The 25,938-nt window shown below is 48.8% G+C and carries 26 protein-coding genes and 2 riboswitches; of the genes, 19 read left to right on the top strand and 7 right to left on the bottom strand.

The window, feature by feature from the left end; translation table 11 throughout:
• Window positions 1–139: 139 nt before the first annotated feature.
• The 12 genes from HPY27_RS17720 to HPY27_RS17665 all read left to right on the top strand — a co-directional run bounded on the left by HPY27_RS17720 (window position 140) and on the right by HPY27_RS17665 (window position 12,035).
• Window positions 140–1,072: a c-type cytochrome gene (locus HPY27_RS17720; protein WP_174225580.1), complete on the top strand. Its 933-nt coding sequence runs from the start codon at window positions 140–142 to the stop codon at window positions 1,070–1,072.
• Between the two features lie 240 nt (window positions 1,073–1,312).
• Complete coding sequence (locus HPY27_RS17715) at window positions 1,313–2,011, top strand: hypothetical protein (RefSeq protein WP_017251392.1); 699 nt, start codon at window positions 1,313–1,315, stop codon at window positions 2,009–2,011.
• 28 nt (window positions 2,012–2,039) lie between these two features.
• Complete coding sequence (locus tag HPY27_RS17710; RefSeq protein WP_174225579.1) at window positions 2,040–2,822, top strand: hypothetical protein; 783 nt, start codon at window positions 2,040–2,042, stop codon at window positions 2,820–2,822.
• An 85-nt stretch (window positions 2,823–2,907) separates the two neighbouring features.
• Window positions 2,908–3,450 (top strand): YdbC family protein, encoded by a 543-nt coding sequence (locus HPY27_RS17705; protein ID WP_017251390.1) that lies wholly within the window; start codon window positions 2,908–2,910, stop codon window positions 3,448–3,450.
• A complete protein-coding gene (locus HPY27_RS17700; RefSeq protein WP_174225578.1) occupies window positions 3,447–4,115 on the top strand; it encodes an HAD family hydrolase in 669 nt (222 codons plus the stop codon). Before HPY27_RS17705 ends, HPY27_RS17700 begins: the two co-directional genes overlap by 4 nt.
• Window positions 4,116–4,182: 67 nt before the next feature.
• A riboswitch (FMN riboswitch) is annotated at window positions 4,183–4,331 on the top strand.
• Between the two features lie 111 nt (window positions 4,332–4,442).
• A riboswitch (FMN riboswitch) is annotated at window positions 4,443–4,587 on the top strand.
• A gap of 133 nt (window positions 4,588–4,720) precedes the next feature.
• Window positions 4,721–5,827, top strand: a complete 1,107-nt coding sequence (gene ribD, locus HPY27_RS17695; RefSeq protein WP_174225577.1) for a bifunctional diaminohydroxyphosphoribosylaminopyrimidine deaminase/5-amino-6-(5-phosphoribosylamino)uracil reductase RibD — start codon at window positions 4,721–4,723, stop codon at window positions 5,825–5,827.
• Between the two features lie 19 nt (window positions 5,828–5,846).
• Window positions 5,847–6,503 carry a riboflavin synthase gene (locus HPY27_RS17690; protein ID WP_174225576.1) on the top strand — a complete coding sequence of 219 codons (657 nt, stop codon included), beginning with the start codon at window positions 5,847–5,849 and terminating at the stop codon, window positions 6,501–6,503.
• 16 nt (window positions 6,504–6,519) lie between these two features.
• Window positions 6,520–7,719 (top strand): bifunctional 3,4-dihydroxy-2-butanone-4-phosphate synthase/GTP cyclohydrolase II, encoded by a 1,200-nt coding sequence (locus HPY27_RS17685; protein WP_174225575.1) that lies wholly within the window; start codon window positions 6,520–6,522, stop codon window positions 7,717–7,719.
• Window positions 7,720–7,734: 15 nt separating this feature from the next.
• Window positions 7,735–8,199 carry a 6,7-dimethyl-8-ribityllumazine synthase gene (ribH, locus tag HPY27_RS17680; RefSeq protein ID WP_017251385.1) on the top strand — a complete coding sequence of 155 codons (465 nt, stop codon included), beginning with the start codon at window positions 7,735–7,737 and terminating at the stop codon, window positions 8,197–8,199.
• 124 nt (window positions 8,200–8,323) lie between these two features.
• The gene (locus tag HPY27_RS17675; protein ID WP_174225574.1) at window positions 8,324–9,826 is read left to right on the top strand and encodes a spore germination protein; all 1,503 of its coding nucleotides are present in this window, start codon (window positions 8,324–8,326) and stop codon (window positions 9,824–9,826) included.
• 5 nt (window positions 9,827–9,831) lie between these two features.
• A complete protein-coding gene (locus HPY27_RS17670) occupies window positions 9,832–10,920 on the top strand; it encodes a GerAB/ArcD/ProY family transporter (protein ID WP_017251383.1) in 1,089 nt (362 codons plus the stop codon).
• A complete protein-coding gene (locus tag HPY27_RS17665) occupies window positions 10,917–12,035 on the top strand; it encodes a Ger(x)C family spore germination protein (protein WP_174225573.1) in 1,119 nt (372 codons plus the stop codon). Before HPY27_RS17670 ends, HPY27_RS17665 begins: the two co-directional genes overlap by 4 nt.
• 23 nt (window positions 12,036–12,058) lie before the next feature.
• On the opposite strand, the gene HPY27_RS17660 is transcribed toward HPY27_RS17665, so the two are convergent.
• The 3 genes from HPY27_RS17660 to HPY27_RS17650 form a co-directional block, all read right to left on the bottom strand.
• A complete protein-coding gene (locus HPY27_RS17660; protein WP_174225572.1) occupies window positions 12,059–13,591 on the bottom strand; it encodes an aldehyde dehydrogenase family protein in 1,533 nt (510 codons plus the stop codon).
• 3 nt (window positions 13,592–13,594) lie between these two features.
• Window positions 13,595–14,221 (bottom strand): TetR/AcrR family transcriptional regulator, encoded by a 627-nt coding sequence (locus HPY27_RS17655; RefSeq protein ID WP_017251380.1) that lies wholly within the window; start codon window positions 14,219–14,221, stop codon window positions 13,595–13,597.
• Between the two features lie 105 nt (window positions 14,222–14,326).
• On the bottom strand, window positions 14,327–15,334 hold the full coding sequence (locus tag HPY27_RS17650) for a M23 family metallopeptidase (RefSeq protein WP_017251379.1): 1,008 nt from the start codon (window positions 15,332–15,334) through the stop codon (window positions 14,327–14,329).
• Window positions 15,335–15,540: 206 nt separating this feature from the next.
• Here HPY27_RS17650 and HPY27_RS17645 point away from each other — a divergent pair, with 206 nt between their 5' ends.
• The 4 genes from HPY27_RS17645 to lipA all read left to right on the top strand — a co-directional run bounded on the left by HPY27_RS17645 (window position 15,541) and on the right by lipA (window position 20,552).
• Window positions 15,541–16,092: a DJ-1/PfpI family protein gene (locus HPY27_RS17645; protein WP_017251378.1), complete on the top strand. Its 552-nt coding sequence runs from the start codon at window positions 15,541–15,543 to the stop codon at window positions 16,090–16,092.
• 136 nt (window positions 16,093–16,228) lie between these two features.
• Window positions 16,229–17,356 carry a metallophosphoesterase family protein gene (locus tag HPY27_RS17640; RefSeq protein WP_174225571.1) on the top strand — a complete coding sequence of 376 codons (1,128 nt, stop codon included), beginning with the start codon at window positions 16,229–16,231 and terminating at the stop codon, window positions 17,354–17,356.
• Complete coding sequence (locus HPY27_RS17635; protein ID WP_174225570.1) at window positions 17,353–19,548, top strand: ATP-binding protein; 2,196 nt, start codon at window positions 17,353–17,355, stop codon at window positions 19,546–19,548. The genes HPY27_RS17640 and HPY27_RS17635 overlap by 4 nt, the downstream gene beginning before the upstream one ends.
• 101 nt (window positions 19,549–19,649) lie before the next feature.
• The gene (gene lipA, locus HPY27_RS17630) at window positions 19,650–20,552 is read left to right on the top strand and encodes a lipoyl synthase (RefSeq protein WP_017251375.1); all 903 of its coding nucleotides are present in this window, start codon (window positions 19,650–19,652) and stop codon (window positions 20,550–20,552) included.
• Between the two features lie 70 nt (window positions 20,553–20,622).
• Here the strand turns inward: lipA and HPY27_RS17625 are convergent, their stop codons facing one another.
• On the bottom strand, window positions 20,623–21,615 hold the full coding sequence (locus HPY27_RS17625) for a YhcN/YlaJ family sporulation lipoprotein (protein WP_173622941.1): 993 nt from the start codon (window positions 21,613–21,615) through the stop codon (window positions 20,623–20,625).
• Between the two features lie 79 nt (window positions 21,616–21,694).
• Between HPY27_RS17625 and HPY27_RS17620 the strand changes: the two genes are divergently transcribed.
• Window positions 21,695–22,360 (top strand): YutD family protein, encoded by a 666-nt coding sequence (locus HPY27_RS17620; RefSeq protein ID WP_174225569.1) that lies wholly within the window; start codon window positions 21,695–21,697, stop codon window positions 22,358–22,360.
• A gap of 66 nt (window positions 22,361–22,426) precedes the next feature.
• On the opposite strand, the gene HPY27_RS17615 is transcribed toward HPY27_RS17620, so the two are convergent.
• The 3 genes from HPY27_RS17615 to glpX form a co-directional block, all read right to left on the bottom strand.
• On the bottom strand, window positions 22,427–22,903 hold the full coding sequence (locus tag HPY27_RS17615) for a hypothetical protein (RefSeq protein ID WP_174225568.1): 477 nt from the start codon (window positions 22,901–22,903) through the stop codon (window positions 22,427–22,429).
• Between the two features lie 145 nt (window positions 22,904–23,048).
• Complete coding sequence (locus HPY27_RS17610; RefSeq protein WP_017251371.1) at window positions 23,049–23,318, bottom strand: DUF3055 domain-containing protein; 270 nt, start codon at window positions 23,316–23,318, stop codon at window positions 23,049–23,051.
• Window positions 23,319–23,330: 12 nt separating this feature from the next.
• Window positions 23,331–24,305, bottom strand: coding sequence for a class II fructose-bisphosphatase (glpX, locus tag HPY27_RS17605; RefSeq protein WP_173622943.1), 975 nt, complete (start codon window positions 24,303–24,305; stop codon window positions 23,331–23,333).
• 350 nt (window positions 24,306–24,655) lie between these two features.
• Between glpX and HPY27_RS17600 the strand changes: the two genes are divergently transcribed.
• On the top strand, window positions 24,656–25,090 hold the full coding sequence (locus tag HPY27_RS17600) for a DUF86 domain-containing protein (protein WP_017251369.1): 435 nt from the start codon (window positions 24,656–24,658) through the stop codon (window positions 25,088–25,090).
• Window positions 25,091–25,198: 108 nt separating this feature from the next.
• Window positions 25,199–25,828: a helix-turn-helix transcriptional regulator gene (locus HPY27_RS17595; RefSeq protein ID WP_026043310.1), complete on the top strand. Its 630-nt coding sequence runs from the start codon at window positions 25,199–25,201 to the stop codon at window positions 25,826–25,828.
• Window positions 25,829–25,938 lie beyond the last annotated feature (110 nt).

Below are 25,938 nucleotides of genomic sequence, written 5' to 3'. Positions count from 1 at the left end.
CATGACATTTTGGCATGGTCTTTTCTTTTTCTTGCTGTTTGGAAGCGTTAGGCCGTTCGTTTTCCTGCATCTATCGTATGGCACGCCTCTTGCTACTCTCCTGTAGTGAATGCACGATCAACATGGAGGAGTGAGACCTATGATTAAAAAAGAGAAGACAGGCTGGAAGAAGCTGTCTATGGTAGTAGTGGCGATGCTGGTCTTTGCAGGCTGCGCTACACAGCCGACTGCTCAACCCACCCCAACAGCGAGTGAGGCCAAAGATAAAACAGCGAGTGGGGCAACTGGAGCGAGCAATCTAGATACCTACACCCCGCCTAGTATGGACAAGGTACCAGAGGGGCCATTGGGAGAATCGATTAAGTATGGACATAAGTTAATGAATGAAACGAGTACAGCGATCCCTGAATACACAGGGAATAAGCTCTCCTGCTCCAGCTGTCACGGGAATGCCGGAATGGATGCTACCTCTCCTTTAACGGGTGTCACCGCAGTCTATCCCCAGTACATTCCAAGGTCTGGCAAAGTGCTTACCATTGAGGATCGCATTAATGGTTGTTTTCAACGAAGTATGAACGGAAAGCCATTGCCTTACAACAGCGATGAAATGAGAGCGATGGTTGCCTATCTGACGTATATCTCAACAGATGTACCAGTAGGAATTAAAGAGCGTCCGTGGATAGAGAAAAATGATATGAAGAGCGTACCTCAACCGAATGTGGCAAATGGAGAAGCCCTCTTTCAAAAATCGTGTTTGCAATGCCATGCAGCTGATGGTTCAGGAACAGGACCAAACTCTGGACCAGCGCTATGGGGAGATAACTCCTTCAATATTGGTGCAGGTATGGCCCGAATTTCCAAAGCTGCTGGCTACATTCAGCGCAATATGCCTCTAGGTGAAATGGGCGGTATCAAGCAAGGCTCGTTAACGGATCAAGAAGCAGCGGACCTAGCAGCCTATATCTTGTCCAAGCCACGTCCAGACTTTGCCAAAAAGGCACAGGATTGGCCAGCTGGAGGAGTTCCAAAGGATGTGCCGTATGAAGTAGACAGCGCCAAGAAGAAGCAATAGGAACTCGGCATCTGACCCCTAAAAGGGGCTGTCCCTTTCGTTTGCACATAATTTGAGCAACAGTAGATGAAAAGAACAGAGGCAGTTCTCAAGTAGAAATATCTACTGTTGGGATAGCCTCTGTTTTTTGTGCTTAACAATACATTGTGAGAATTATCTCTATTTTTGTGGAATATTTGTAAAATATTTGTATAATAAACCGGAATAGTAAAAATATAAAAATAAGGAAGGTAAACGGGAATGAACAAAAAATCAAAACTGTTTTCAGTAGCAATGGCTACAATTATTGGTGCTTCTCTTGTAACTTCTGGGGGATTACAAGCAAATGCAAAAACTGATCATAATATTGAAAATATTCAGGGTGGCTATTATTACATCGATGGAATTGAGTATAAAGTACCGAACAGCGAGATTTATAATTTCGTAAATGAAAATAGAATCACGAATTTGCCGCATGTTACCTCAAATACATCAACAACGTCATATAGAGGGGATGCGCGTAAAGTAAGACCCACAGCTGGGTGTGATCAAGGTGAATGGGTATTTACAGCGAAAAGAACAGCAAGCGGCTTCAAACTAGGGGATTCTGGAACGAGAGTTATCAATAAAACCAGTAGAGATTTGACTGAAACGTCGAAATTAAGTTCCAGCACTACGATTTCAGGTAAAGTTACTGGATCAGGAAAATGGAATTGGGGTGTAATCGAAGCGACAGCAGGCTTCGAAATAGGCGGTAGCATAACATGGACGACAGAAGAGTCAACTACCATTACAGTAGGCCCTGGTGAGTGGGGATGGATTGATTATGGTGCTTATACGGAGACTTGGGAAGGAGACCATTACTATGTAACCCCCACTTGCAAAATTCAAGACAAAAAGAGAATCAAGGTAATAGGTCCAAAACACAAAGCCAAACTAGCAAGAACTGAAAAATTCTAATTACTGCTAAGAAGGAGAAGAGTTGAGAATGAGAAATAGACTCCTAATACCCATAATACTCCTAGCTGTATGCAGCCTCTTATTAGGGTGCCAAGAAGATAAACTTAAGGATCCGAACGATAAAGTGCTACCTAATAATACTGCAGCTCCAAAACCGGAGGAGCATGCATTAAAAGAAGTGGAGTGGGTAAAGGTTGTTGATCCACCTCAAAATGTCTCTTCTCCTTCTGAAGCTGTCGTCCATCAATACGAGGTTGGGTTTAGAGATGGAACCACAGAATTTCCTAAGAAGGATTCTGTCATTTTCGAAACGACCCTTGGAGAAAAGAGTATAGTGGCTATACGTTCTCCAGAGGGGAAAAACAATTTTGCTATTTTTTTGTATGAACATAATCCCTCATCTAGTTGGGGAGTTTATGGGCTTGTAAGGTTGTTGGGGAATACAGAGTTTACAGATAAAGAGGGTTTACAATTACCTTTCGAAAAGTTCAATGCAACAAAAATGAATATTCCAGAAAAAGAAGTGAATGCTTGGGTGTTTGCAAACGAAAAAGAGATCGTTACGATTACCGTATATAAACGCTTTCCGTTTACACCTAGTTCTGATCGAGAAACAGTCTTACTAAAAAATGGCAACGAAGCATATATAGGTAAGGATCATTTGAATAATAGCTACTTGTATTACTTTGATACTGAAAAGATAATTGTTGTTTCAGGTAATGTAGCCAAGCAGAAATTTATTGATGCAGCAAATTCTTTACCCCCTGTTACTTCTGCATTGTTTCCTAGCCCGAAGAAAAAGGAACAATAAAGGAAAATCCGTAGTGTGTGGAGAAGAGCGACAGTGTAGAACTGTTGCTTTTCCTTTTTTGTAAAAGATCGTAGGAGGCTTGGAAATGCTGATCAAATGGATTACATGTAAAGTAACGGAAAATCAGAAGCAATCGTTTTCCCATGCCCAAGCGAAATGGAGATCATTAGAGGACATAAAAGGCTTTCTGGGACAAGTCGGAGGGTGGAATCAGCATCAGCCGTTGGAAGCTTGTATTCTTACTGTTTGGGAGAGTAGAGAGCACTATCAATCTTTCATGGAGCAGGATCACGATCCTATTTTTCATCAGACAGGGCAGAGCCAGACATATGAAGCCATTTCTGTACAGCTTTTCTCGAAGCTCACAGACAGCGATGATCGTCAGTTGCTGGATGGATTAGAGAGCGCTCAAGTTCTTCGCGTAGTCTGTGGAAGCGAAAACAACGTACTCGCAAAAGCTGGGGCAGAGCCGGGAGGGATCGTTGGACAAAGCCTGAAGGACAGCAAGCAATATATAGCGGCGACTTTGTGGATTAATGATCAACTGGCACCGACGGGCGACGCTCAAGCCTACACCGTTGCTCTTGAACAGACATGGCGAGTTGTTAAAAAAGGAGACCACAAATGAGTAAATCCTATCCAAAAGGCATTATTTTCGATATGGACAATACCTTGCTGCAATCCCGAATCAACTTTGCCGCGATGAAACAGGCCATTTTTCAACTGTGGGCGGACAATGGAATTGTAGAGCCGACTCTCGATTGGGAGAAGTATACCGCATCACAGCTCATTGAGATTGGCAGAAAATCGGAGCAGATGACGAGTGAATTGGAACAAGCTATGTGGGAAGCAGTAACCGCGATTGAGAAGGAAGGCATGCATGGAGCTGTATTGGAGAAGCATGCGGTGGAAGTGCTGGATCGCTTGAAAGAGAACTACTATTTGTATATCCTGACCAACAACGCCTACGCCGCGGCAGAGGAGGCGTTGAACGAGACGGGAATCGCCTCTTACTTTGACGAAATCGTAGCTCGCGAGCAGATGACGGTCTTGAAGCCATCTCCATCGGGCATTCACTATATTCGCAGCCGCATGCCAGATTGGCCTGTTTCTGCTTGGACGATGATCGGGGATTCGTGGATCGATGGAAAGGCGGCATGCGACGGACAAGTCGCTTTTATTGCCTATCAAGGGAACGAGCAGGACATGGAGCAAAATGGCGTTGTGCCAAGGGCGTACATAAATGATTTGAAACAACTCCTGACCGTCCTTGAAGAGTGCGAGCAAGGATAAAGTGCACTTCTCCAATAAATGATTACAGACAATAGCGAAAAATGTGCTATACTTTGCCTAACTGAATACCAGCCTTCAGGGTAGGGTGCAATTCCCGACCGGCGGTAATGACGAACGCACGTCTGAGCCCGCGACTCGCTATCGTAAGCAGTTGATAGCGACTGACTTGGTGCAAATCCAAGGCCGACGGTACAGTCCGGATGGGAGAAGGTATTTGGAACGGCCTGTTTCGCTGTTTTTTCAAAAAACGGTAGAAACAAGGCTTCTTTCTGAACGCCCTGAGCATAATATTCATGGGCGTTTTTATTTTTCATAAAACCTCATAGCGACAATCTTCAGGGCAAGGTGAAATTCCTGACCGGCGGTAATGGCGTACGTACGTCTGAGCCCGCGACTCGCTGACCACGCTTGCAGCGACTGATCTGGTGAAAACCCAGAGCCGACGGTACAGTCCGGATGGAAGAAGATTTTTGTGCTTTCTTCATTTGTTTTTTTCGAAAAACGGATGAGGTAAGGCTTCTTTCCCTATGCCCTGAAACGCTTTGAGGTTTCAAGGGCTTTTTGCGTTGTGCTTGGCTGGAATGCTGGACAGAAAGGAGTGCGGTATGGAACAGGACAGCAAGTACATGGAACTGGCGCTGGAACTGGCACGATCGGCACGAGGCCAAACCAGTCCGAATCCCATGGTCGGAGCTGTGGTTGTGAAGGATGGAACCATCGTGGGAATGGGAGCACATCTGCGGGCAGGAGAGCCCCATGCGGAGGTGCACGCACTGCGGATGGCTGGGGAAAAAGCGCAAGGTGCGACCGTGTACGTGACGCTTGAGCCTTGCAGTCATTACGGGAAAACACCGCCGTGTGCAGAGGCGTTGATTACAGCTGATGTACGTCGTGTCGTTGTAGCGACACTCGACCCGAATCCGCTGGTGGCGGGACGAGGAATGGAGATGCTGCGGGCAGCAGGGCTGGAAGTGGCGGTGGGCGTGAGCGAAGAGGAAGCGAGGGTGCTCAATGAGGTCTTTTTCCATTACATTCAGACCAGACGTCCATTTGTGACGGTAAAGACGGCCAGTACATTGGACGGGAAAATCGCTTCGTTCACGGGACACAGCCGGTGGATTTCTGGAGCAGAGGCTCGGGCAGAGGTGCATGAACTGCGCCGGCAGCACGATGCGATCCTGGTCGGGGTTGGGACGATTCTCACGGATGACCCATTGTTGACGGCGCGCCAGGAAGAGCAGCGTTTTGGAAGGCAGCCAGTTCGAGTGATTTTGGACAGCCAATTACGGACGCCGCTGGATGCCCATGTCGTCCAGAATGCAGATGCGAAGACGTGGATCTTTACGACAGATGCAGCCCCAAGGGAAAAGCAGGAGCTGCTTGTGGCAAGAGGAGTAAGGGTCATCACAACGGCAGGGCCAATTCGCGTGGAAAAGGTGCTGGATACGTTGGGTGAGCTGGGGATTACCTCGTTGCTTGTGGAAGGCGGGCAGGAAGTCAATGGCTCCTTTTTGCAGGCGAGAGCGATTCAAAAGGTCGTGAGCCATATCGCGCTAAAGCTGATCGGAGGAAGTGGCGCGCCTTCGCCATTCGGTGGTCAAGGCTTTGCGACGATGGGAGAGGCGGTACCGCTGACAAATGTCTCGATCACGCCGATCGGGAAAGGTGATATACAGATCATCGGGTACCCACAATGGGAGGATCAGACGTAGCAAATGAGGAGGAGAGAGCATGTTCACGGGACTGGTCGAAGAAGTGGGCGTGTTGGAATCGATTCAAGGGAACGAGCAGGCGAGTCGACTGGTCATCCGCGCACAGCAGGTACTCGAAGGGGTGAAGCTCGGGGACAGTATCTCGGTCAATGGTATTTGCCTTACGGTTACTTCTTATACGAATCGTCAGTTTAGCGTCGATGTGATGCCAGAGACGATGAACAAGACGAGCTTGCGGCAATTACGCAGCGGGCAGCGAGTGAATTTGGAGAGAGCGATGCGGCTGGGGGACCGTTTTGGCGGGCATATCGTCTCCGGACATGTAGATGGGACCGGAATGGTTGCTTCACGAGAGGTGAATGCGAACGCTGTCGTGTTTCGGATGGAGGCCCAGCCGCAACTGTTAAAGTACGTGATTATCCGTGGATCGATTTGCATAGACGGCATCAGTCTTACCGTGGTGGACGTAAACGACAGCGGTTTTACCGTTTCGATCATTCCGCATACGCTGGCGAATACGAGTCTTGCAGATAGACGACCTGGGGACTTGGTGAATCTCGAAACAGATGTTATCGGCAAATATGTGGAGCGTTTGTTAGGCTATCAAAATCATGGCGGTACAGAAAAATCTGGCGGGCTCAGTCTAGCCTTTTTGCAGGAAAACGGCTTCGCGTGAGGAGGAGGGAGAAAGCATGTTTCATCGCATAGAAGAAGCATTGGAAGATTTGCGTCAGGGTAAGGCGGTCATCGTGGTAGATGATGAGGATCGGGAAAACGAAGGGGATTTTGTCTGCATGGCCGAAGCGGCTACGCCTGAAATGATCAACTTCATGGTTACACATGGGAGAGGACTCGTTTGCGTACCGGTGACAGAAGAGCACGCAACTCGCTTGCAGCTCCATCCGATGGTGAAGTCCAATACAGACAAGCAAGGAACGGCTTTTACCGTGTCCATCGATGAAGGGAGTACACACACAGGGATATCCGCTCATGAGCGCTCTTTGACGGTCTTGGCGATGCTGGACGATCAGAAGACGGCAGAAGATTTCCGCAGACCGGGACATATTTTTCCGTTGATCGCGAAGTCTGGCGGTGTATTGCGCAGAGCGGGACATACGGAGGCGGCAGTTGATTTAGCTCGCTTGGCGGGGAGCATTCCAGCGGGAGTCATTTGCGAAATTATGAACGAGGATGGCTCTATGGCACGTCTGCCGCAATTGGTAGAGATCGCGCGCCGCTTTGATCTCAAGCTGATTACGATTGCAGACTTGATCGCGTATCGGATGAGGACGGAATCCATAGTGAAAAGGGAAATCGAAGTGCAGCTTCCGACTGCCTACGGTGATTTTCGGATGGCGGCCTATACGAACGAGCTGGATGGAAAAGAGCATGTGGCTCTCATCAAGGGAGAGATTGGACCGGATGAGCCCGTTCTCGTCCGCGTTCACTCGGAGTGCTTGACAGGAGATATTTTCGGCTCTCATCGCTGCGATTGCGGTCCACAGCTACACGCTGCTTTGGAACAGATAGAAGCGAGCGGACGCGGCATTTTATTGTACATGCGCCAAGAGGGCAGAGGTATTGGCTTGCTGAATAAGCTGCGTGCCTACAAGCTGCAAGAGGAAGGCTTGGATACCGTAGAGGCCAATGAAAAGCTAGGGTTCGCCGCTGATCTGCGCGATTACGGTATCGGTGCGCAAATTTTACGTGATCTAGGAGTGCAACGCATGCGGCTTTTGACCAACAACCCACGAAAAATCCGCGGGCTTATCGGTTACGGATTAACCGTAGAAGAACGGGTGCCGCTTCAAATGCTGGAGCATCTGCACAACAAAAAGTACCTATCAACAAAACAAGAGAAGCTGGGTCACCTGCTTCATCTGCACGGATAAGGAGAGGGAATAAGCATGAAAACATTCGAAGGACATTTGATTGGAACAGGTTTGCGTGTAGGGATTGTGGCAGGACGCTTTAACGAATTGATCGTGAGCAAGCTGGTCGGAGGGGCTCTCGATGCCCTGAAGCGTCATGGTGTAGAAGATGAGCAGGTAGACGTGGCTTGGGTACCGGGGGCATTTGAAATTCCGTTGATCGCTAAGAAAATGGCAGAATCCGGGCGCTATGATGCGGTTGTTACATTGGGAGCTGTCATTCGTGGCTCCACTCCGCACTTCGATTACGTCTGCAATGAGACCGCAAAAGGAGTTGCGTCCTTATCTCTATCGACTGGGATACCCGTTATTTTTGGTGTTTTGACGACAGATAATATCGAGCAAGCCATCGAGCGAGCGGGAACAAAAGCAGGCAACAAAGGCTGGGAAGCAGCAACGGCAGCGATCGAAATGGCTAATTTATCTAAGCAGTTCGCTTAATCATTTCATAGGGAACGAGATGTTTCGACGGGGGCTTCGGCTCCCGTTTTCTATTTTTTTGGATAAAATCACCACAGACAGGTCAAAGTAAGAAAGATTTTCCTGAAAAAAGGGGGGATCTAGCGTGAAGCCGACTGATTGGTGGAGAGCGCAAGTACAGGCCATACAAGCAAAGCGGCGCATCGGTTCGGTTCATGCGCGGCGAAGCGAACAAATTACACCCGATATGGTAAAACAATGCATGCAAAACGTGGATGACCTCAGTAGCTTGTCATTGAAGATGAATGACGAAGAGGTACACGTTTTTTTTCTCGATACGCTGGTGGATGTGTCCCAGATTTATGAGAATGTCTTTCTTCCGTTGCAGCGTTCCGATGGTAGAGATCCGATGCAGGCGCTTCCTTTCTCACAGGAATGTCTTCTTGACGATATGGAGACGTTGATGAGTAACTTGCTACGCGGTCATACCATCTTGTTTTTCCTGGAAAGAGACCTCATTCTGCATGTGAATACATTTCAGGTGGCGCACCGTTCCATTACGAAATCCGAGACAGAGGCGACCGTCCTTGGACCGCAAGACTCCTTTGTTGAAATGCTGGAGATCAATTTGTCTTTGCTTCGGAGAAGACTGGCTACGCCTCATCTGAAAGTATCGAGCTACACGATTGGTACCCAGGCGCAGAACAAGGTAGCTGTGATTTATTTGGACAATATCGCGAACGCGGAAAATGTGGAGCGCGTGAAAAAAAGGATCGACAATGTCATTTACCACGGATTTGTCGGGATGCCTATATTGAAGCAAATGCTGGAGGACAAGCCATACTCTCCGTTCCCGCAGTTTGGCTTGACGGGTCGGCCGGACAATGCAACAGCAGCTTTGTTGGACGGTAGAATCGTGATCATGCTGAATGGCAGTCCGGATGCCGCGATCTGTCCGACTTCCTTTCTGGAGATGTTTAGCAGTCCTGAAGACTTTTACAATCGCTGGTCAACGGCGAGCCTGCTGCGGATGATTCGCTTTTTCGGTTTATTTATCACCATTATGCTCACATCCAGTTACGTCTCTGTCTTGACGTATCATCCGGAAATGCTTCCCCCCGCTTTACTGACGATTTTGTCTGAATCGCGCAGCCAGGTGCCATTTCCGCCTGTGATCGAGGTGCTCATTATTGAGCTTGTCATCGAGATCCTGCGGGAAGCGGGGATACGCATGCCGACTAAAATCGGCCAGACCATCGGTATCGTTGGCGGTATCGTGATCGGGACAGCGTCTGTACAAGCGGGGTTAGCCAGTAATATCTTGATCGTCCTTGTTTCTGTATCGGCACTGCTTTCTTTTGTGCCACCCAATTTTTTGATGAGTAATGCGATTCGGCTCGTTCGTTATGGTTTCATCTTGATGGCAGGTGCATTGGGCATGTACGGCCAGATACTGGCACTGGCATTTTTATTCGCGCACTTGCTCAATCTGACTTCACTCGGGACGCCGTACATGGCTCCGGGGGTTCCGCGTCAATGGACTGATTTGATGAATAGTCTGGTACGTGCACCATTGAGATTTATCGTCAATCGCAACCGCATGTCCCGGGCAAAGCAAAAGCATGTCCGGCCAGTTGGGGAGGACTAGGGTAGATGGATAGAGGGAGAATTCACAGCCTGAATCCGATCCTGGTAATCGGATTGATTATGAATACGATGGTAGGGGTTAATTTACTTGGACTGGCTCATCATGCGAGCAAAATGGGCTACAATCTGTGGTGGTCTCCGATTTTGCTGGGATGTATCGTCAGCTTAACGCTAATCCCGATGATGGCCTTGTGCCGTCGCTATCCAGAGGATAATCTTTTTCGGATTCACGAAAAGCTGTTGGGAAAATGGCTGGGAGGCTGTTTCAATATCCTGATTATCGTCTACGCCATTCTGAATGTATCTACTGCGAATGAAGGATATATCAGGTTGGTGCAAACCTCCATGCTGAACAATCAGACTGTCACATTGCCCTTGCTAGGATTGACATTAGTCATGGTCTACATTACAAACGGCGGCATCAAATTGATCGCGCGCTTTTGCCTGCTAACGTTCTTTTTTACGGGCTGGATGATTTTTCTTTTGCCGTACGGATTTCAAAAGGGAGGAATGATGCATATTTTTCCTCTTTTTCATACAGATTGGCGCAGTATAGCCGAAACGGTGCACAATTCTTACGCGAGCATGCTTGGGTATGAATTGGTCTTGTTTTTTTACCCCTATATCCAAGAGAAGAACAAGGCACACAAGCATGTGCTAATTGGGGTATGGATCGTTGTTTTGTTGTACGTCATGATTCTGCTCACGAGTGTGTCTTATTTTTCCGAATGGCAAATGGACAATCTCATTTATCCCATTTTGAATTTGTTTAAGGCTGTAGAGCTGTCTTTTTTGGAGCGGATCGAAAATCTCGGGATTGGTCTCTGGGTCTTCCTTATTCTCAGCACGAGTACGGGTTATTTGTGGGTTGCGCGTACTGGTCTTGAAGAAATGGCAGAAAAGACGAGGCTGTGGCATCTACTTGTACCGACAATCATTTCGTTTCTATTCATTGTGGGGCCATTATCTGTAGAAAAACAACGCTACATTTATGACAAGGTGACTGTTTATATGGCCTATGGATTGATCTTGTGGCCGATTTTTTTATTATTGCTGCATTCCTTGAGGTTTGGTAGAGGAGAGCGAGTATCATGAAGAGGGCGAGCTGGCTCATTGTTTCGGTTATCCTCTTGCTCAGCCTTTGCGGTTGTGGGCGCGAACTCGAACGGCCGGCACTGGAAGACATGGCCATGATTGGGGTTATGGGCTTCGATTATGTGGATCGTGAAAAGATAGATATCACCGTAGCGGTACCGGTTCCCTCCAAAAATAAGGAATCGACACAGGTGTACTCGACTCTTGCCTCGATGACGAGCGAGGCAATGCTGAATCTTGCAACAAAAGCAGAGAGGACCATGTCCCTCTCGCAATTGCGTGTGATTTTGTTCAGTGAAGAATACGCCCGCAAAGTCGGGATTGGAAAAGTCATCCTTGATCTCTATCGCAATCCGATTGTAGGAGAAAATGTATACATTGCCGTCGTAAAAGGAAAAGCGAAAGATGTCATCAAAGGAACCTATAACCACAGGCCGGAAATCAACACGTATTTGAACAACTTGCTTCGTCCGCGAGTGGAAACGGCCTTTTCGTCTTTTTCGACCATTCACGATTTTGTTTTTATGATGACCAGCAACACGATGGACCCCAATCTTCCTTATCTCATTCACAGCAACGGAGAGATTCAGATCATCAAGGCGGCTCTTTTTCGAGTAGACAGGATGATCGGAATGTACACGCAGCGAGAGGGGAAGCTGGTTCAGGGGTTTTTGGGAAGAGAACGCTTGCCCCGTATGAGCTTCGAGTTCCAGCACGAGACGAAGACAGGTAAAAAACAAACGGAAAAGGTCGTCTTCGATTTTGTGCGAGCAAAAACGAAGGTAAGAAGCAAAGGCAGCCTGAAAAAGCCTGTCATCAACATCGAGCTTCGGGTAAGAGGGATGCTGGTGGGCTATTCAGGCAGCAAGGATTTGGAGAAGCGGGCTCAATTTAAGACTATGGTTCAAGAGCTTGAAAAAAGAATCAAAAAGGAAAGCGTGGATATGCTGGTACGTTTTCAAAAGCAAGGGGTTGACCCGGCGCAGCTCGAGGAGAGCATTCGCCAAAAATATGATGGCAAATGGACACGGCAAACGGGTCTCGCCCTTTATAGAAAAGCGAAAATCAACGTTAAGGTTCATGTGGATATCGTCGGTTTTGGCACACTGAAATAAGGAGCGATAGCATTCCGGCGTGGTTAGAATAGACGCTTGAATTCGCGCCAGATCGCACCCAAAGTCCGACGATTTACATTTTGGAGCTTGCCGTACAAGAGGTTCGTCAATCCAACAAAGGTGAGCTCCTGATCTTTCGTATACGGATACCAATTGAACTCACGCTTGCGTTTTCCCGGATCATGGATGACAGAGATGCTGTGCGTAAAGGCTTGCAATCCGGAAGGTCCGCGATAACGGCCGATGCCACTCTGTTTGACCCCGCCAAAAGGAAGATGGGGATTGGCGTAGCTGATAATGACGTCATTGATACACACATTGCCGCTTTCGAGCTGACGAGCTACGCGATCCGCTTTTGTTTTATCGGCTGACCATACCGAGGCATTCAGCCCGTACGGTGAGCTGTTAGCCAGGCGGACAGCCTCCTCTTCGGTGGCAAAAGTCATGATCGGCAATACCGGACCAAAGGTCTCTTCCCGCATGATTTTCATGTCAGATGTCACGTTTGTGAGAATGGTCGGCGCGATATACATGCTGTCAGAGGAAGGGAGTCCTCCGGTGACTGCTGTCGCGCCCGCAGCCAGTGCTTCGTTCACATGCTCACGGACAATTCCGATTTGTTGGGAAGACGTCATCGAACCGACCTCGGCCTGATTCGGATAACTTTGGCGCAATGCTTTTGTCTTTTCGGTGACCAGCTTGAGAAATTCAGGATAGACCCTTTCATGGACAAAAAGCCGTTCAACAGACATACATACCTGTCCGGAGTTCGTAAAAGCCCCCCATACCGCACCATTTGCTGCCCGTTCCAGATGAGCGTCTTCAAACACGATCATCGGGTCTTTTCCGCCAAGCTCCAGTTCTACCGGGATCAAATGCACCGATGCTGCCGCCATAATTTTTTTGCCTGTCGCGACAGAGCCTGTGAAAAAGATTTTATCTGGGCGAGCAGCTACCAGCGCCTGTCCAGCTTCGCGTCCTCCATGCAGAACGGTAACGACTCCATCCGGCATAGAAACAGCGGAAAACACCTCTTCCATGAGCAGTCCGGTAGAAGCAGTCACCTCGGAAGGTTTTAAAATAACGGTATTGCCTGCTACGAGGGCAGATAATACGGGAATGACGGCAAGCTGAAATGGATAATTCCACGGAGAGATAACCGCGACGACACCCATCGGCTTGTAGTGGATATACGATTTCTTCGGCCACAGCACGAGGGAGGTTGGTACCGGCTGATCGGCCAGCATCTGATAAGCATGTTTTTCATAAAACCGAATCGTGTCGACAGTGACGAAAATTTCGGTCATGTACGATTCCAATGTAACTTTTCCGGTAGCCTCACTAATTTTTCGGGCGATTTCTTCGCCGTGATCGACTAAATAGTGCCGCAACCGTGTCAAATAGTCCAGACGCTCAGCCAACGATGTAGTGGACCAAGCTGGAAAGGCGAGACGCGCACGTGCCATCGCGTCTTTTACTTGTTCTGGAGTCGCTTCCTGTAAAGAACCAAGCAGCTCACCTGTGGCGGGATTTTGCATGGACATGATTGCCATCATGATTCACCTCGATTCAGAAGATAAAGATTCAGAAGAGAAGAGTGTATGCATCAAATAGGCAAAGGTCTGTTCAAAACGGGCAATCGCTTCTTCCGGCTTCTGTGACTCATCGAGCAAAAATTGAAAAAGGAATCCGTCGATTGCAGAGTAAATGAGGGAGATTGCGGAGTCTTCGTCGATGGTCAATGAGGATTGTTCTTCGCGCTGCAACCGTACGAGCATACGAGAAATGAGCTGATGCAGGCGGGATCGAATGACTTTTACCTGCTCACCAAACGCCGGAACGTACATGGCCTGAACCTGCAAGTCATACCAGAGTCGATGCAGCTTCCGATCCTCTTGTAGACTCCGGCACAAGACACGAGCTAGAGCTGCTGACCATTCACCAGATGGAGCTGCGATCACTTCGCGTTCCAACTCTTCCATAAAGCGTCCTTTGTAGCTAGAGATGACAGCGAGCAAAAGCTCTTCTTTGCTTGCGAAGTAATAATGCAGAATGCCCAGTGAGACGCCAGATTCCTTGGCTATGTCGCGCAAGGAAACATGTGCATACCCTTTTTCAGCCAGACAAGCAGTCGCTTGCTCAATCAAAAATGCCCGTTTTGCTTCGGCTTTTTTCTGGGTAGTCACTTTTTCACCTCTTTTTTGGACGACTGTCCAGTTTTTCTATTTTTATTGTATTTTTACGGATGATGTCTGTCAATGAAAAGAGCTGCCCATAAAAAAGAAGCGGCTTCATTGCCGCTTCTTTTGCCGTTCCCAACGACGTAAATACGGATAAGGATCAAATGACCAATCTGCGCCACCTGTTTCCCGATACATACCGTAGTGCAAATGGGGAGGGAATTTGCCTGAGGTGCCGGGCTTCCCATATCCAGAGCTGCCGATATATCCGAGCACTTCTCCTGGCTCCACGATGTCACCCGGCTTCAATCCCTTTTTAAACGAGGAAAGATGTGCGAAGTAATGGTACACATTGCCCATGTCACGCATGCCGATCCGCCATCCGCCAAACCTGTTCCAGCCGATTACCTCAATGACTCCGTACGCTGTGCTGAGTACTGGGGTGCCGTGACTCGCAAAAATATCGGTCCCCTCGTGGATCCGACGACCACCCCAGCCACGCGGAGCCCCCCATGTACTGCGGTAGCTGTAATCGTACCTCGCGGGGATAGGAAAATGCCGCTCATCCAGGTGCAGATGGTGATACTTTGCATACACCTGCGCGAACTGCCTGATCGTCTTCACAGAACGATCCCGCTGGTAGTACGACCAAAGACCAATTTGCCAATCCTCGTGGGAGAAGCCGTATTGGGATAGGTAGTGAATGAAGGTAGTGAGTGCATCGAGATCGTTGTGACGATCTGCGACACCATCGCCATCTCCATCCATCCCGATGCCTTTAAAAAATTGGATGGATACCGGATTCGTATCCTCTGCATCAGGATTGAATGCACCTGCCCAACGATCGCTTGGAATGTCCACGGCTGTTAGTCGTGAAACGTTTTCTTGCTCCTGCTTCTTCCGGCGTATTTTCATGGTTCGCTCGTATTGATCAATGGCTGCTAAATAATTCCACGGAATGCCGTACATCGATTCCAAGCGCAAAAAAACTTGCAAGCGCTCTTGCAGAACCGGGTCTTGCTCATTGGCGGACGGAGCAACTCCGGCGACGGATTCTAGTGGTGAAATAGCTGCAACCACGCACAAGCTGATCTGAATGATTAGGCGGAAAACTCGCATGCCGTCTCCCTCCAGCCTCGTAGTCTTTTGTTGTAGTTTCTGCCAGTTGGAGTGGATTATCCAAGATACTTTTGGAAAGCGTTTTGGTTGTTGTCGAGGAAAGTTTTGTAAATTTGCAGGAAAGGAGGCAGGAGCATACCGTACAGCCAAAGAATTGAAATCAGGAGGAGTGTATTCCTTAAAAATCGTCATGAGGAGGCTGTGTGATGAGCAAAAAAGTGTTGATTGTAACAGGTGATGCTGTAGAAGCACTGGAGGTTTTCTATCCGTATTACCGCTGCTTGGAAGAAGGGTATGAAACGGTCATTGCAGCACCCAGCGTGAAAACCCTACACACCGTTTGCCATGATTTCGAAGCACACAGTGAGACATACACAGAAAAGCCAGCTTATCAGCTTCCCGCCCATGCTGCATTCTCAGATATTAACCCTGAGGCGTTTGACGCCTTGATTATTCCGGGTGGACGGGCACCTGAGCATATCAGGCTCAATGAGCACTTGAAGCCGATTGTGGCGCACTTTTTCGAGACCAACAAGCCAGTCGCAGCCATCTGCCATGGTTCCCAAGTATTGACCATCGTTCGCGAGCACTTAGCCGGACGTGAAATCACAGCTTACCAGGCATGCAGACCCGATGTAGAGGCGTGCGGAGCGATCTACCAAACAGAAACGCTCCATGTCGATGGCAATCTTGTTTCCGGACATGCATGGCCAGACTTGCCTGGCTTCATGCGTGAATTCCTTCGTTTGCTCAAGTGAAAACCAAATCCCCCCAACTTCCGTCACTGCTGGCGGAAGTTTTTTCGTTCTGACAGATGCTTTTCATCCAGCCTTTTCCTCTGTATCATAAAGGGAAAGTATGTTCGTCTGTTTCATGTGAGGAGTGGAATTGATCGTGCTGTCATTTATTCATACAGCGGATGTCCATCTGGATGCGCCGCTTCAAATGTTGGGGGAGCGTTACGAGCTGCGTCAGGATGATTTTCGTCAAACGATGGAAAGAATCCGTGACCTCGTCCGAGAAAAGGAAGCAGACTTCTGGCTCATTGCCGGAGATTTGCTGGAATACCACGGGGGAAGACGATCAACTGCGATGTTTTTACGTGATCTTTTTGCCAGCATCGCACCAATCCCTGTTGTGATCGCACCTGGCAATCACGATCCGTGGCGAGCAGATTCGCTTTATCAAACGTTGGAATGGTCAGGGAACGTCTACTGGTTTACACCCGAGTGGGGTGTGTATGAATTTCCCGAAAAGTCGTGCGTGATCTATGGCTGGGGCTTTGGGCAGCCACATGTGTACGAGTCGCCACTTGAGACGTTTCCAGGCAAATTGGAAGGGTATGCCCATCATTTGATGGTTCTGCATGCCAGTGTGCTTTCCGATTCAGGTACCGAAGAGCATCATCCGTATGCGCCTGTCACCTTGCAGCAGCTCGTACAGACGGGCATGGACTATGTTGCGATGGGACACATTCACAAGCCGGAGCAATTCATACATCCTGTCAAAAAACAACCGTTCGCAGCTTACCCCGGCTCTCCAGAAGGATTGACGAGTAAGGAAGCGGGAGAACGTAATGTTTTGTATGGAGAGCTAGATCATGATGGCAGATTGCGGCTCACGGCGATTCCTGTCCAGTCACGCAAAATTAGAAAGCTGGATATCAAAGGGAATGGAGTCGAAACGACTGAGCAGCTCATTGATCGGATGGAGCAACAACTCGCTGAGGAAAAGGATTCCGATATGATGTACATCACGCTGACTGGAGAACGTGCTGCGCATTTTCAGCCTCCATTGTCCGTCCTTCAACAGCGATTTTCCCGTTTTTTTGTGCTGCAGCTGACAGACCGGACCTGGCCTGATGTGGATGAGGACAAGCTGATCACAGAGGGTGGCGTCTGGGGGAGATGGCTTTCCAAGCTGGCAGAGGCGGAGTCCCGTGTGCAAAATGAGGACGAGCGAGAAATCGTCAGATTAGCCAAGCAAGAGGCTTTGGCGCGGATTGGAGGGACCATTCGATGAAAATAGAGGAGCTAGTGCTGGGGGGCTTCGGAAAATGGCAGGATGCTACCTTTCGTTTTGCTCCAGGCATCAATCTGTTTTATGCCCCTAATGAGTCAGGAAAATCAACGATCCTACAAGGTATTTTCGCTGCCTTGTATGGAATGAAGCGCGATTACGTCAAATCCGCGCGATACTTGCCTGAATATGAAAAATACCGTCCGTGGCAGAGTGGTGCGTACGAAACGATCATTACGTACAAATTAGCGGGCAAAACCTATCGCCTCCATCGTCAGTTGACGAAGGAACGGGAGGATGCGCGCCTCTTTTTGGACCCCGAATGGACGGAAATGACTGATCTTTATTTGGAAGACAGACGCAAGGAACGGAATTTTATCGAAAAGCATACGGGCCTTACACGCAGTCTATTTACGGATTTGACGTGGATCAGGAGGGAACCGCTTCAGGCGGCTGAGCATTTGATTCCGACTTTTACGACTGCGGAAGAAGCCAATCCGGCTGTCCAACAAATTTTGGCGGAGCTGGATCGGGAGGTTGCGGTCATCGGCAAAAAAGAACGGGCCGAAAATACACTTTTGGGAAAAGCCGCTACGAAGGTGGCGCAAAAAGAGCAGGAGAAGGAAAACGCAAAAGAAGCGTGGCGAACGATCAGCCAACTGACGCTGCAAATAGCGGAAGCCACAGAAGAATGTCAGCAATTAGAACTGCGGCGCAGCAGATTGGAGCAGCGTCTGGATCGCTCAACCGGACAAGCAAAAGCGTTGCAGGAACGCTGGCAACGAAGCTATGCCCCTGTCAGTCAACAAGACTGGACGTGGTGGGAGCAAACGGCTCGCTCTGAAGCCGAGCTGGCTATTCACGAAGAGGCAAGAGGTGGTTTCACTCAGGTAAACATGCCGACGGTAGTCGTACAACAGAGTGATGACCAGCTCATACCCTTACAGCACGATTATGAAAAAGGCGTACAATTGCTCAAACAGCGAGAAGCATTGCATATTAGTTTGGCGTCACTGGCTGTATCGGCCCTTTCTACAAGTCCGCGAAGTACAGCATCACGAAGGACTCGCCAAGGCAATCAGGCGAAAAGGAAGCGGGGAGCTGCACTCATGTGGGGCGGCGCAGGGATATTCTCTGTTCTCGGGGTAATCGGCTTCGTGAGTGGACATCCCGTTCTGGGAGGAGTTTCTGTGACTGCCGCTTTGTTGCTGTTCGGCTTTGGGGTTTTCTTGCTGCGAGTAAAAGAGAGTACGGGCGAACCGAAACAGATAGCAGAAAATGATACGGTACAGGAAAGTCAAAGAGTACAAGAAGAGATCGCTTCACTCGATGCCGAACTCGCCATACTCGTTCAGAAATGGGGGGCGAGTAATTGGGATACATTTTTGGAAAGACGGGAAGAGCTACTGAAAAGCACGCGCACGCAACAATCTGAGCAGCTACTATCCGAGATGGCGAAAACGAAGCAGGAGGCTAATCTGTCTGCAAGCTGGGGGGAGGCACTTCGAACCCTACTTGATCAGGAGAAAAACGCGCTTGAGACAGAGCAAGGCAAATTACGTATCGAGATGGTGGAGATTGAGGAGAGACTGCAGGAGCTGCGGGAACAAATGGCCAGAGGAAATGGGGAGATGGCGGTTCATGAGAGCCTGTCATTATCTCGCGCGACTGATGAGCTTGAGGAAGCGCAGGCAGCACTTCGTCAGCTGCAAAATAAGCGGGATGCCCTTCAGCTGGCTCGGGAAATGCTTCAGGAGGCAGTAGGGGAATGGAGACGGGATAGCACTCCTGCTGTAAATCAGCAGGCTTCGGAGGTCATCGAGCATATTACAGGGGGAGCGTATCGGGATGTCAGACTCGATCCCCGTGACGGATTTGCCATCCGTTTGCTTTCGCCGACCAAACAAATGGTGCTCGAACAGGACCAATGTTCCACGGGGACCATTGATCAGCTATACCTTGCCCAGCGTTTGGCATTGGTGCATCATGCCAAGCAGTCGGAGCCATTGCCGCTGTTTTTCGATGATCATTTTGTCCATTATGATGAAGAGCGTCTGCGTCGAACGCTTGACTATGTCGCGATGCTGGCACAAGAACAGCAAGTGTTTCTTTTCACCTGTCATGAACGAGAGCTGCGTATGCTGGAGCCATTGCTTCGTCAAGAGAACCGTCATACCGTGCATCGGATCGGGTAATTGTTTCCGGGGGAGGAAAGAGGTTGCCCCTCCGAAATCCAACCTCTATAATGGAGATTGTTATTGTCTTGTATCATGATGTCACATGAGGAGTGAGCCCTATGACGCAACGCAAGCCGGAGTGGCTCAAGATCAACCTTGTTTCAGGATCAGAACTAGCCAGCTTTAAAGAGCTTAAGCAAACCATGCGCACGAAGACGCTACATACCGTTTGTGAAGAAGCAAAATGCCCCAACATTCATGAATGCTGGGCAAGCGGTACAGCAACTTTCATGATTTTGGGTGATATATGTACCCGAGCCTGTCGGTTTTGTGCAGTAAAAACGGGACTACCGACGGAGCTGGATACAGCTGAACCAGAACGTGTAGCAGAAGCAGCAGAACAAATGCGTTTGAAGCATGTCGTTGTTACTTCCGTTGCTCGTGATGATTTGGCAGATGGAGGCGCACAGATTTTTGCCGATACGATTCGTGCGATTCGTCGTCGACTGCCGTTTGCCTCTGTAGAAGTATTGATTCCCGATTTTATGGGGAACTGGGATGCATTAAAAGTGGTCATGGACGCAAAGCCTGACGTACTAAACCACAACATTGAGGCGGTTCGCCGGATGTCAGATCGCGTACGGGCAAGAGCCAAGTACGATCGGACGCTGGAACTGTTGAAAAAGGCGAAGGAATTCCAGCCGAGCATTCCGACGAAGTCCAGTCTGATGATTGGTGTAGGCGAGACGATGGAGGAAATCATCGAAACGATGGATGACCTGCGTTCTGTCGACGTCAACATCATGACGATTGGCCAGTATTTGCAACCGACCAAGAAGCATTTAAAGGTAGAAAAATTTTACCATCCAGATGAATTCGCTCACTTGAAGGATGAAGGCATGAAGCGTGGCTTTAGTCACGTGGAGTCAGGTCCATTAGTACGTAGCTCGTACCACGCTCATGAGCAGGCGAGTGCCGCGAAGGAAACGATTGCGAAAGAATCCATGCCGAAAGCGCAATAATAAGTAACCCCCTCAGCCGCCCTACACGAGCGGAAAAGAGGGGGTTTTTCACTATATGGGGGAGAGGACTTTAGCGACTGGTTGTAGCTTTGTGAGTTGCCTTCACGTTATGGGATGTTCCACCCATACGCTTGATAAGCGTTTCAATGCTTTTCGCATCTTCTGTACGTGCTGTACTCACGTTGCTGGAGCGGCTTGCTACACGAGCGATTTCTTGGATGTCATTCGGATTATCGGTAACATACACTTTGTAATAGCGTGGTGAAACCGATTCAGCGTTCATTTTTGCCTGTTTTTTCGCTGTGTGCGCATCTGCTCCTTGTGTGTGCACACCTACAAAAACTTCTTTATCCGTTACCAAGACCGTAGAACGCTGAACGCCAGGGCAACTGGCAGTGACATTCCCTACAGCTTTTGCCAATGCATCACGGTCTACATAGACGTTTGTTACACTGGCGGTTTTCATATGCTGACGGTCAGTCTGCGCATAGCCCATGCGTGGCATTCCGGTTTGCATGACTCCTGCTCCACCGCGATTCCAAGAATGCTGTTGATAAATGGAATGGTGTCTTCCAGTCGGAGTATTGTAAACACCTGCTGTACCCGTACCCATACCAGCTTTATGATCCGTAAAGGCATTGTACGGTCTCATCCCGCTGGTGAAGGCGTTGTAGTTGTTTACATTTGCTCGTGGAGAGGTACCATGTGGATAGACACCGTTGTTAATCCCAGCATTGTTGGTCAGTCCCATGCCATCGTAGTTGCGGACATGAAGCCCGTCACGCATGCCATCGTAGCTGCGGGTGTGAATGCCGTCGAAATTTGTGGTGCTTGTGCCATTGTAATTACGAGTGTGATGATACCCGTCAATGTTTGTCGAGCGCATGCCATCGTAGTTACGGACGTGCATTCCATCAAAATTTCGAACGTGCGGAGCAGACTGGTACGACATCGTCTTGTTCGGATGTGTGTAGTTAGGCGCAGCATTGTTGTAACAACCAGTAGCTAAGAGCGCAATCCCTGCAATCGCAGGATACAACCATGTCTTTTTCAATGGTAACACCCCCTACACGATAGAATGTCCAAAGGCACAGGTCAGTTATCGTGGGAAATTTAGCTCATGTTGCGTGAAATATGATAAGATGGACATAGTATACATGCGTAAGGAGGAAGCGAGTTTGATTCGCACGCAAGCCGGTACTTATGAAGTCATGGAAGTAAATCGAGACGGCTGGAACCTTGAAGCGTTCAAGGAGCGCTATAGCGACATCCTCGACAAGTACGATTATATTGTAGGGGACTGGGGCTATGGTCAGCTTCGTCTTCGTGGGTTTTATACTGACGCTAATCGCAAAGTACCGTTCGAGCAGCGGATCGCCGCTTTGGATGAGTACCTGCATGAGTTCTGCAATTTTGGTTGTCCGTACTTCGTTTTACGCAAGGTAAAAGCAAACGTTGGCAACGGTGACGACCAGAGCGGGCATGACGAATCTGGCTTTGATGTCATCATTGATATTCGTCAGGACATCCCCCGTGAAGAGGGTGGCTCTTCGCCTTTTGTAGAACGAAAAGATCGCAGACGCTATCACCCGCGTCAAAATAAACAGGATCGCCAGAACAATGCTGGCGCTGATCGCAATGGGGCAGGGAGAAACGAGCGCGGGGAGAAGCCAAAGTTTCAAAAGGATCGACCCGATAAAAACGGCAAGGATTCCAACTCACGAGAGCGCCGTTCCAATCAATTGAAACCCAATCGCGAACGCGATAAAGTCCCAACAGGACCAAATACGCCGAAACGTGAATCCTAAAAATGACTCAGAATAACCGAAGCATAAAAAAGAGCCCTGTATGTCAGGGCTCTTTTCGTTTTTCTTCTAAAAACCGCCGCCAAAACCACCGGGTCCGCCAAAACCACCGGGTCCGCCAATACCACCGGGTCCGCCAATACCACCGAGTCCACCAATACCACCGGGACCACCAAAACCACCGGGTCCACCAAACCCACCAGGACCACCAAACCCACCGGGTCCCCAACCAGGCCAGCCCCATGTGGGCCAATAGCCAGGCCAGCATGTATTGCATCCCCACCAAGGATATGGCTGTGGGACGACAACGACTTCAGGACCTCGTCTTCTTCGGAAAAAGACTGGATGTGCCTGATCTTCTGGAATGTATCGAAAATCCTGGTCTGCTGAGTAATAAGGTGGTTGGTCATATTGAGCGGGAACAAATTGGTTTTGATCGTATTCGTTTTGATCATATTGAGTTTGATGGTATTGGTTTTGGTCGTATGAGCTTTGATCGTATGAGTTTTGATCGTATGAGCTTTGGTCGTATGGATAAGATTGCATGATGCGATTCGCACTCCTCTCGTTATCTGTCTGTGCAGTAGCAGTATACGAGGCATACGCCTGTAAGGAGCATTGTCCAGTAGGAAATGGGCGGGAGCTACAAATAAAAAAAGGAAGAGCCCTCAATCGCTCTTCCTTTGGTGAATTAAATAGCTGCTTCCAAAAATGATTTCAATTCTTCTGCTTCACTCTCGTTCAAGTTGAACGCGAATTCCAGATAGCCTTCTTCTTCCAGATCATCATGTCCAATAATAGCGGAGCGTCCATTTTGAATGTTGATGACAATCGCCTTCCCATAAAAACGGTTGGTCGTTGTAATCGCGAGGTCAAAACGTGTAGCTTCGCCCGTGAAGCTGACAAAGCGCGTTCGCGTATCCTCAGCTTCGTCGTACAAGTAAAACAAATCATTTGCCATATAGGTATCCCTCTACTTCCATAAAAGATTTGGTTTGTGTTCGGTATTGTGTACAGCGCGGACAAAGCGAATGGTTTTGGTTTGGGCACGCATGACGATCGAATGAGTTTCCACCATATCATCACCGAGATAGCGCACGCCTTGCAACAGCTCTCCATCAGAGACGCCTGTTGCCGCGAAAATGGCGTCGTCCCCTTTGACCAGATCGTTCAGCGTCAAGAGCTGTTCCGGATTGTCGAGCCCCATTTTGATGCAGCGTTCGCGCTCGAGGTCGTTTTGCGGCTTGAGCTGGGCTTGCATGTCGCCACCCAGGCACTTGATCGCCGCGGCACTGATCACGCCCTCAGGCGCACCACCGATACCCAAGAACAGGTCAATCCCTGTATGCGGCAGACAGGCAGCAATCGCAGCACCTACATCGCCATCTCCAAAAAGCTTCACTCGCGCACCCTTTTCACGAATGGCGTCAATAATCGCCTGGTGGCGGTCGCGTTCCTGAATAATGACCGTTACATCTTGCACGCGCTTGTTGTTTGCTTTTGCTACAACCTCTATCATTTTATCCACGGGATCGTAAAGGTTGATTTGTCCGGCAGCACGTTTGCCGACGGCCATTTTCATCATGTACATGTCTGGTGCATGCAACAGTGTTCCACGGTCGCCGATGGCGATAACAGACATGGCATTGTTGTGACCCTTGGCGACAATCGTCGTTCCTTCTAGCGGATCAACCGCCACATCTACCTCAGGCCCGCCTGCTTCCGGATTACCGAGCTTTTCACCGATATAGAGCATGGGGGCCTCATCCAGTTCACCTTCGCCAATGACGACGGTACCCCTCATGTTAATCGTATCAAACATGGCGCGCATGGCGCTGGTCGCTGCTCCATCTGCTTCATTCTTTTTCCCGCGTCCCATCCAGTGAGAAGAGGCGAGTGCAGCCATTTCCGTTACCCGCACAATTTCCAGAGCCAATTCGCGTTCCACAGTGTGTTCCTCCCCTTATGCTTGCCGGCAAAAATTCACCCCATCATTGTAACATAAAGTGAACGATCAAAAAGTCGTCTTTTCAGCACCGAGAAAGTGGCGAGAACCTGTAGAAGGAGGAGCGGAGTGTAGTGTAGGGGAGCTACATGAGCACCCGTGATCAAAAGACGAACGTGATTCGTGACAGGTCGTACAAATTTGGTATACTGAGGAATGAAAAGAGGTGAAACCGGTGAGCAATTCCTATTTGCAGGAAGGGGAATTGGTGCTTCTCGTCCTGGTGCTAACATTTGTGTTTACCGTTTACTACTCAAAACGCAAATCAAAAAAGCGAAAGTAAGGAGAAATATATGTACGACGTGAATACAAAACGAATCGACCAAGTATTGGAACATATGTCTCGTATGCTTGATCTGTTGGACAAGCTCAGCGAACGAGGAGCCAAAGCGGTTTTGGCAGATGAAGTAGCTGTTGCAGCGATGGAGCGAGCCCTGCACTTGTCTATCGAAGGAATAGTGGATGTCGGAAACGCGCTGATCGACGGATTCATTATGCGCGATCCAGGAAGCTACAGCGACATCGTGGAAATTTTGCGGGATGAGCAAGTCATCACGGATGAACAGGCTTTGATCCTGACACGTGTTACTGATTTCCGCAAGCATCTGGTTAATGATTATACAAGTGTGCCGGTCAATGAGATGTACAGCCTGGTAGAAGAAGCTGCCGGTGCCATTCGTCAGTTTGAGCCACAGGTGAGAGCCTTCTTGAAAAAAGAACTGTTTTAAAATGTTTTCATTCCAACACTAGGTAGCGGATATTTTATACAAAAGACTTTCGTTTGTTTACTAAAACGTCTTGATCCACTACAATAGGGAGAAAGGACGGTGATACGTATGACAAACGAAGGAACGTCCACTCGTGATCAAATCCTGCACATGCTCAAGGTCAAAGGTTCACTCCCTGTCAGCGACATGGCCGTCGAGCTAGGGATTACTGAAATGGCGGTTCGACGTCATTTGAACACCCTGGAGAGAGATAATTTGATCAAGTCTACGCTTGTTCGCCAAGCGATGGGACGCCCAACGAATGTTTATTCATTGTCGCAGGAAGCAGACGAACTGTTCCCGCGCAATTATTCTCATTTGACATTAGATTTTTTACAAGACATAAAGGAAATCGATGGTTTGTCCAAAATAGAAATGCTATTTAGACGCCGCGAGAATCGCTTGGAGGAGACTTATCGCTCCCACATGCAAGGTGACTTGGAAAAGCGTGTAGCCAAGCTAGCCGAGCTGCAAAACGATAAAGGCTACATGGTGGAATGGGAAAAGGACGAAAATGGAGACGGCTATCGGATTCAGGAGTTCAATTGCCCAATCTCGCAAGTAGCTCGTGAATTCAACCAAGCGTGTAGCTGTGAACTCTCGTTGTTCCGTCGGGTCTTGAATGCCAATGTCGAGCAAACCACGTGCATGGCAAAAGGCGGAGACAAATGCGTGTTCCACATCAAGGAAGCGAAATAACGAGCTATAACGAAAGTCCACTCAAATCGGGTGGATTTTTTTCTTTTGTTTACAAGATTTCCCCGGCACAGGATTCGGTTAGGATCCTGTGCCTTTTTTCTGTAAACAGG

Origin of the sequence: Brevibacillus sp. HB1.1 (genome assembly GCF_013332445.1) — a bacterium.
Lineage (GTDB): Bacteria > Bacillota > Bacilli > Brevibacillales > Brevibacillaceae > Brevibacillus > Brevibacillus porteri.
This window is presented reverse-complemented; position numbering and strand designations above follow the sequence as displayed.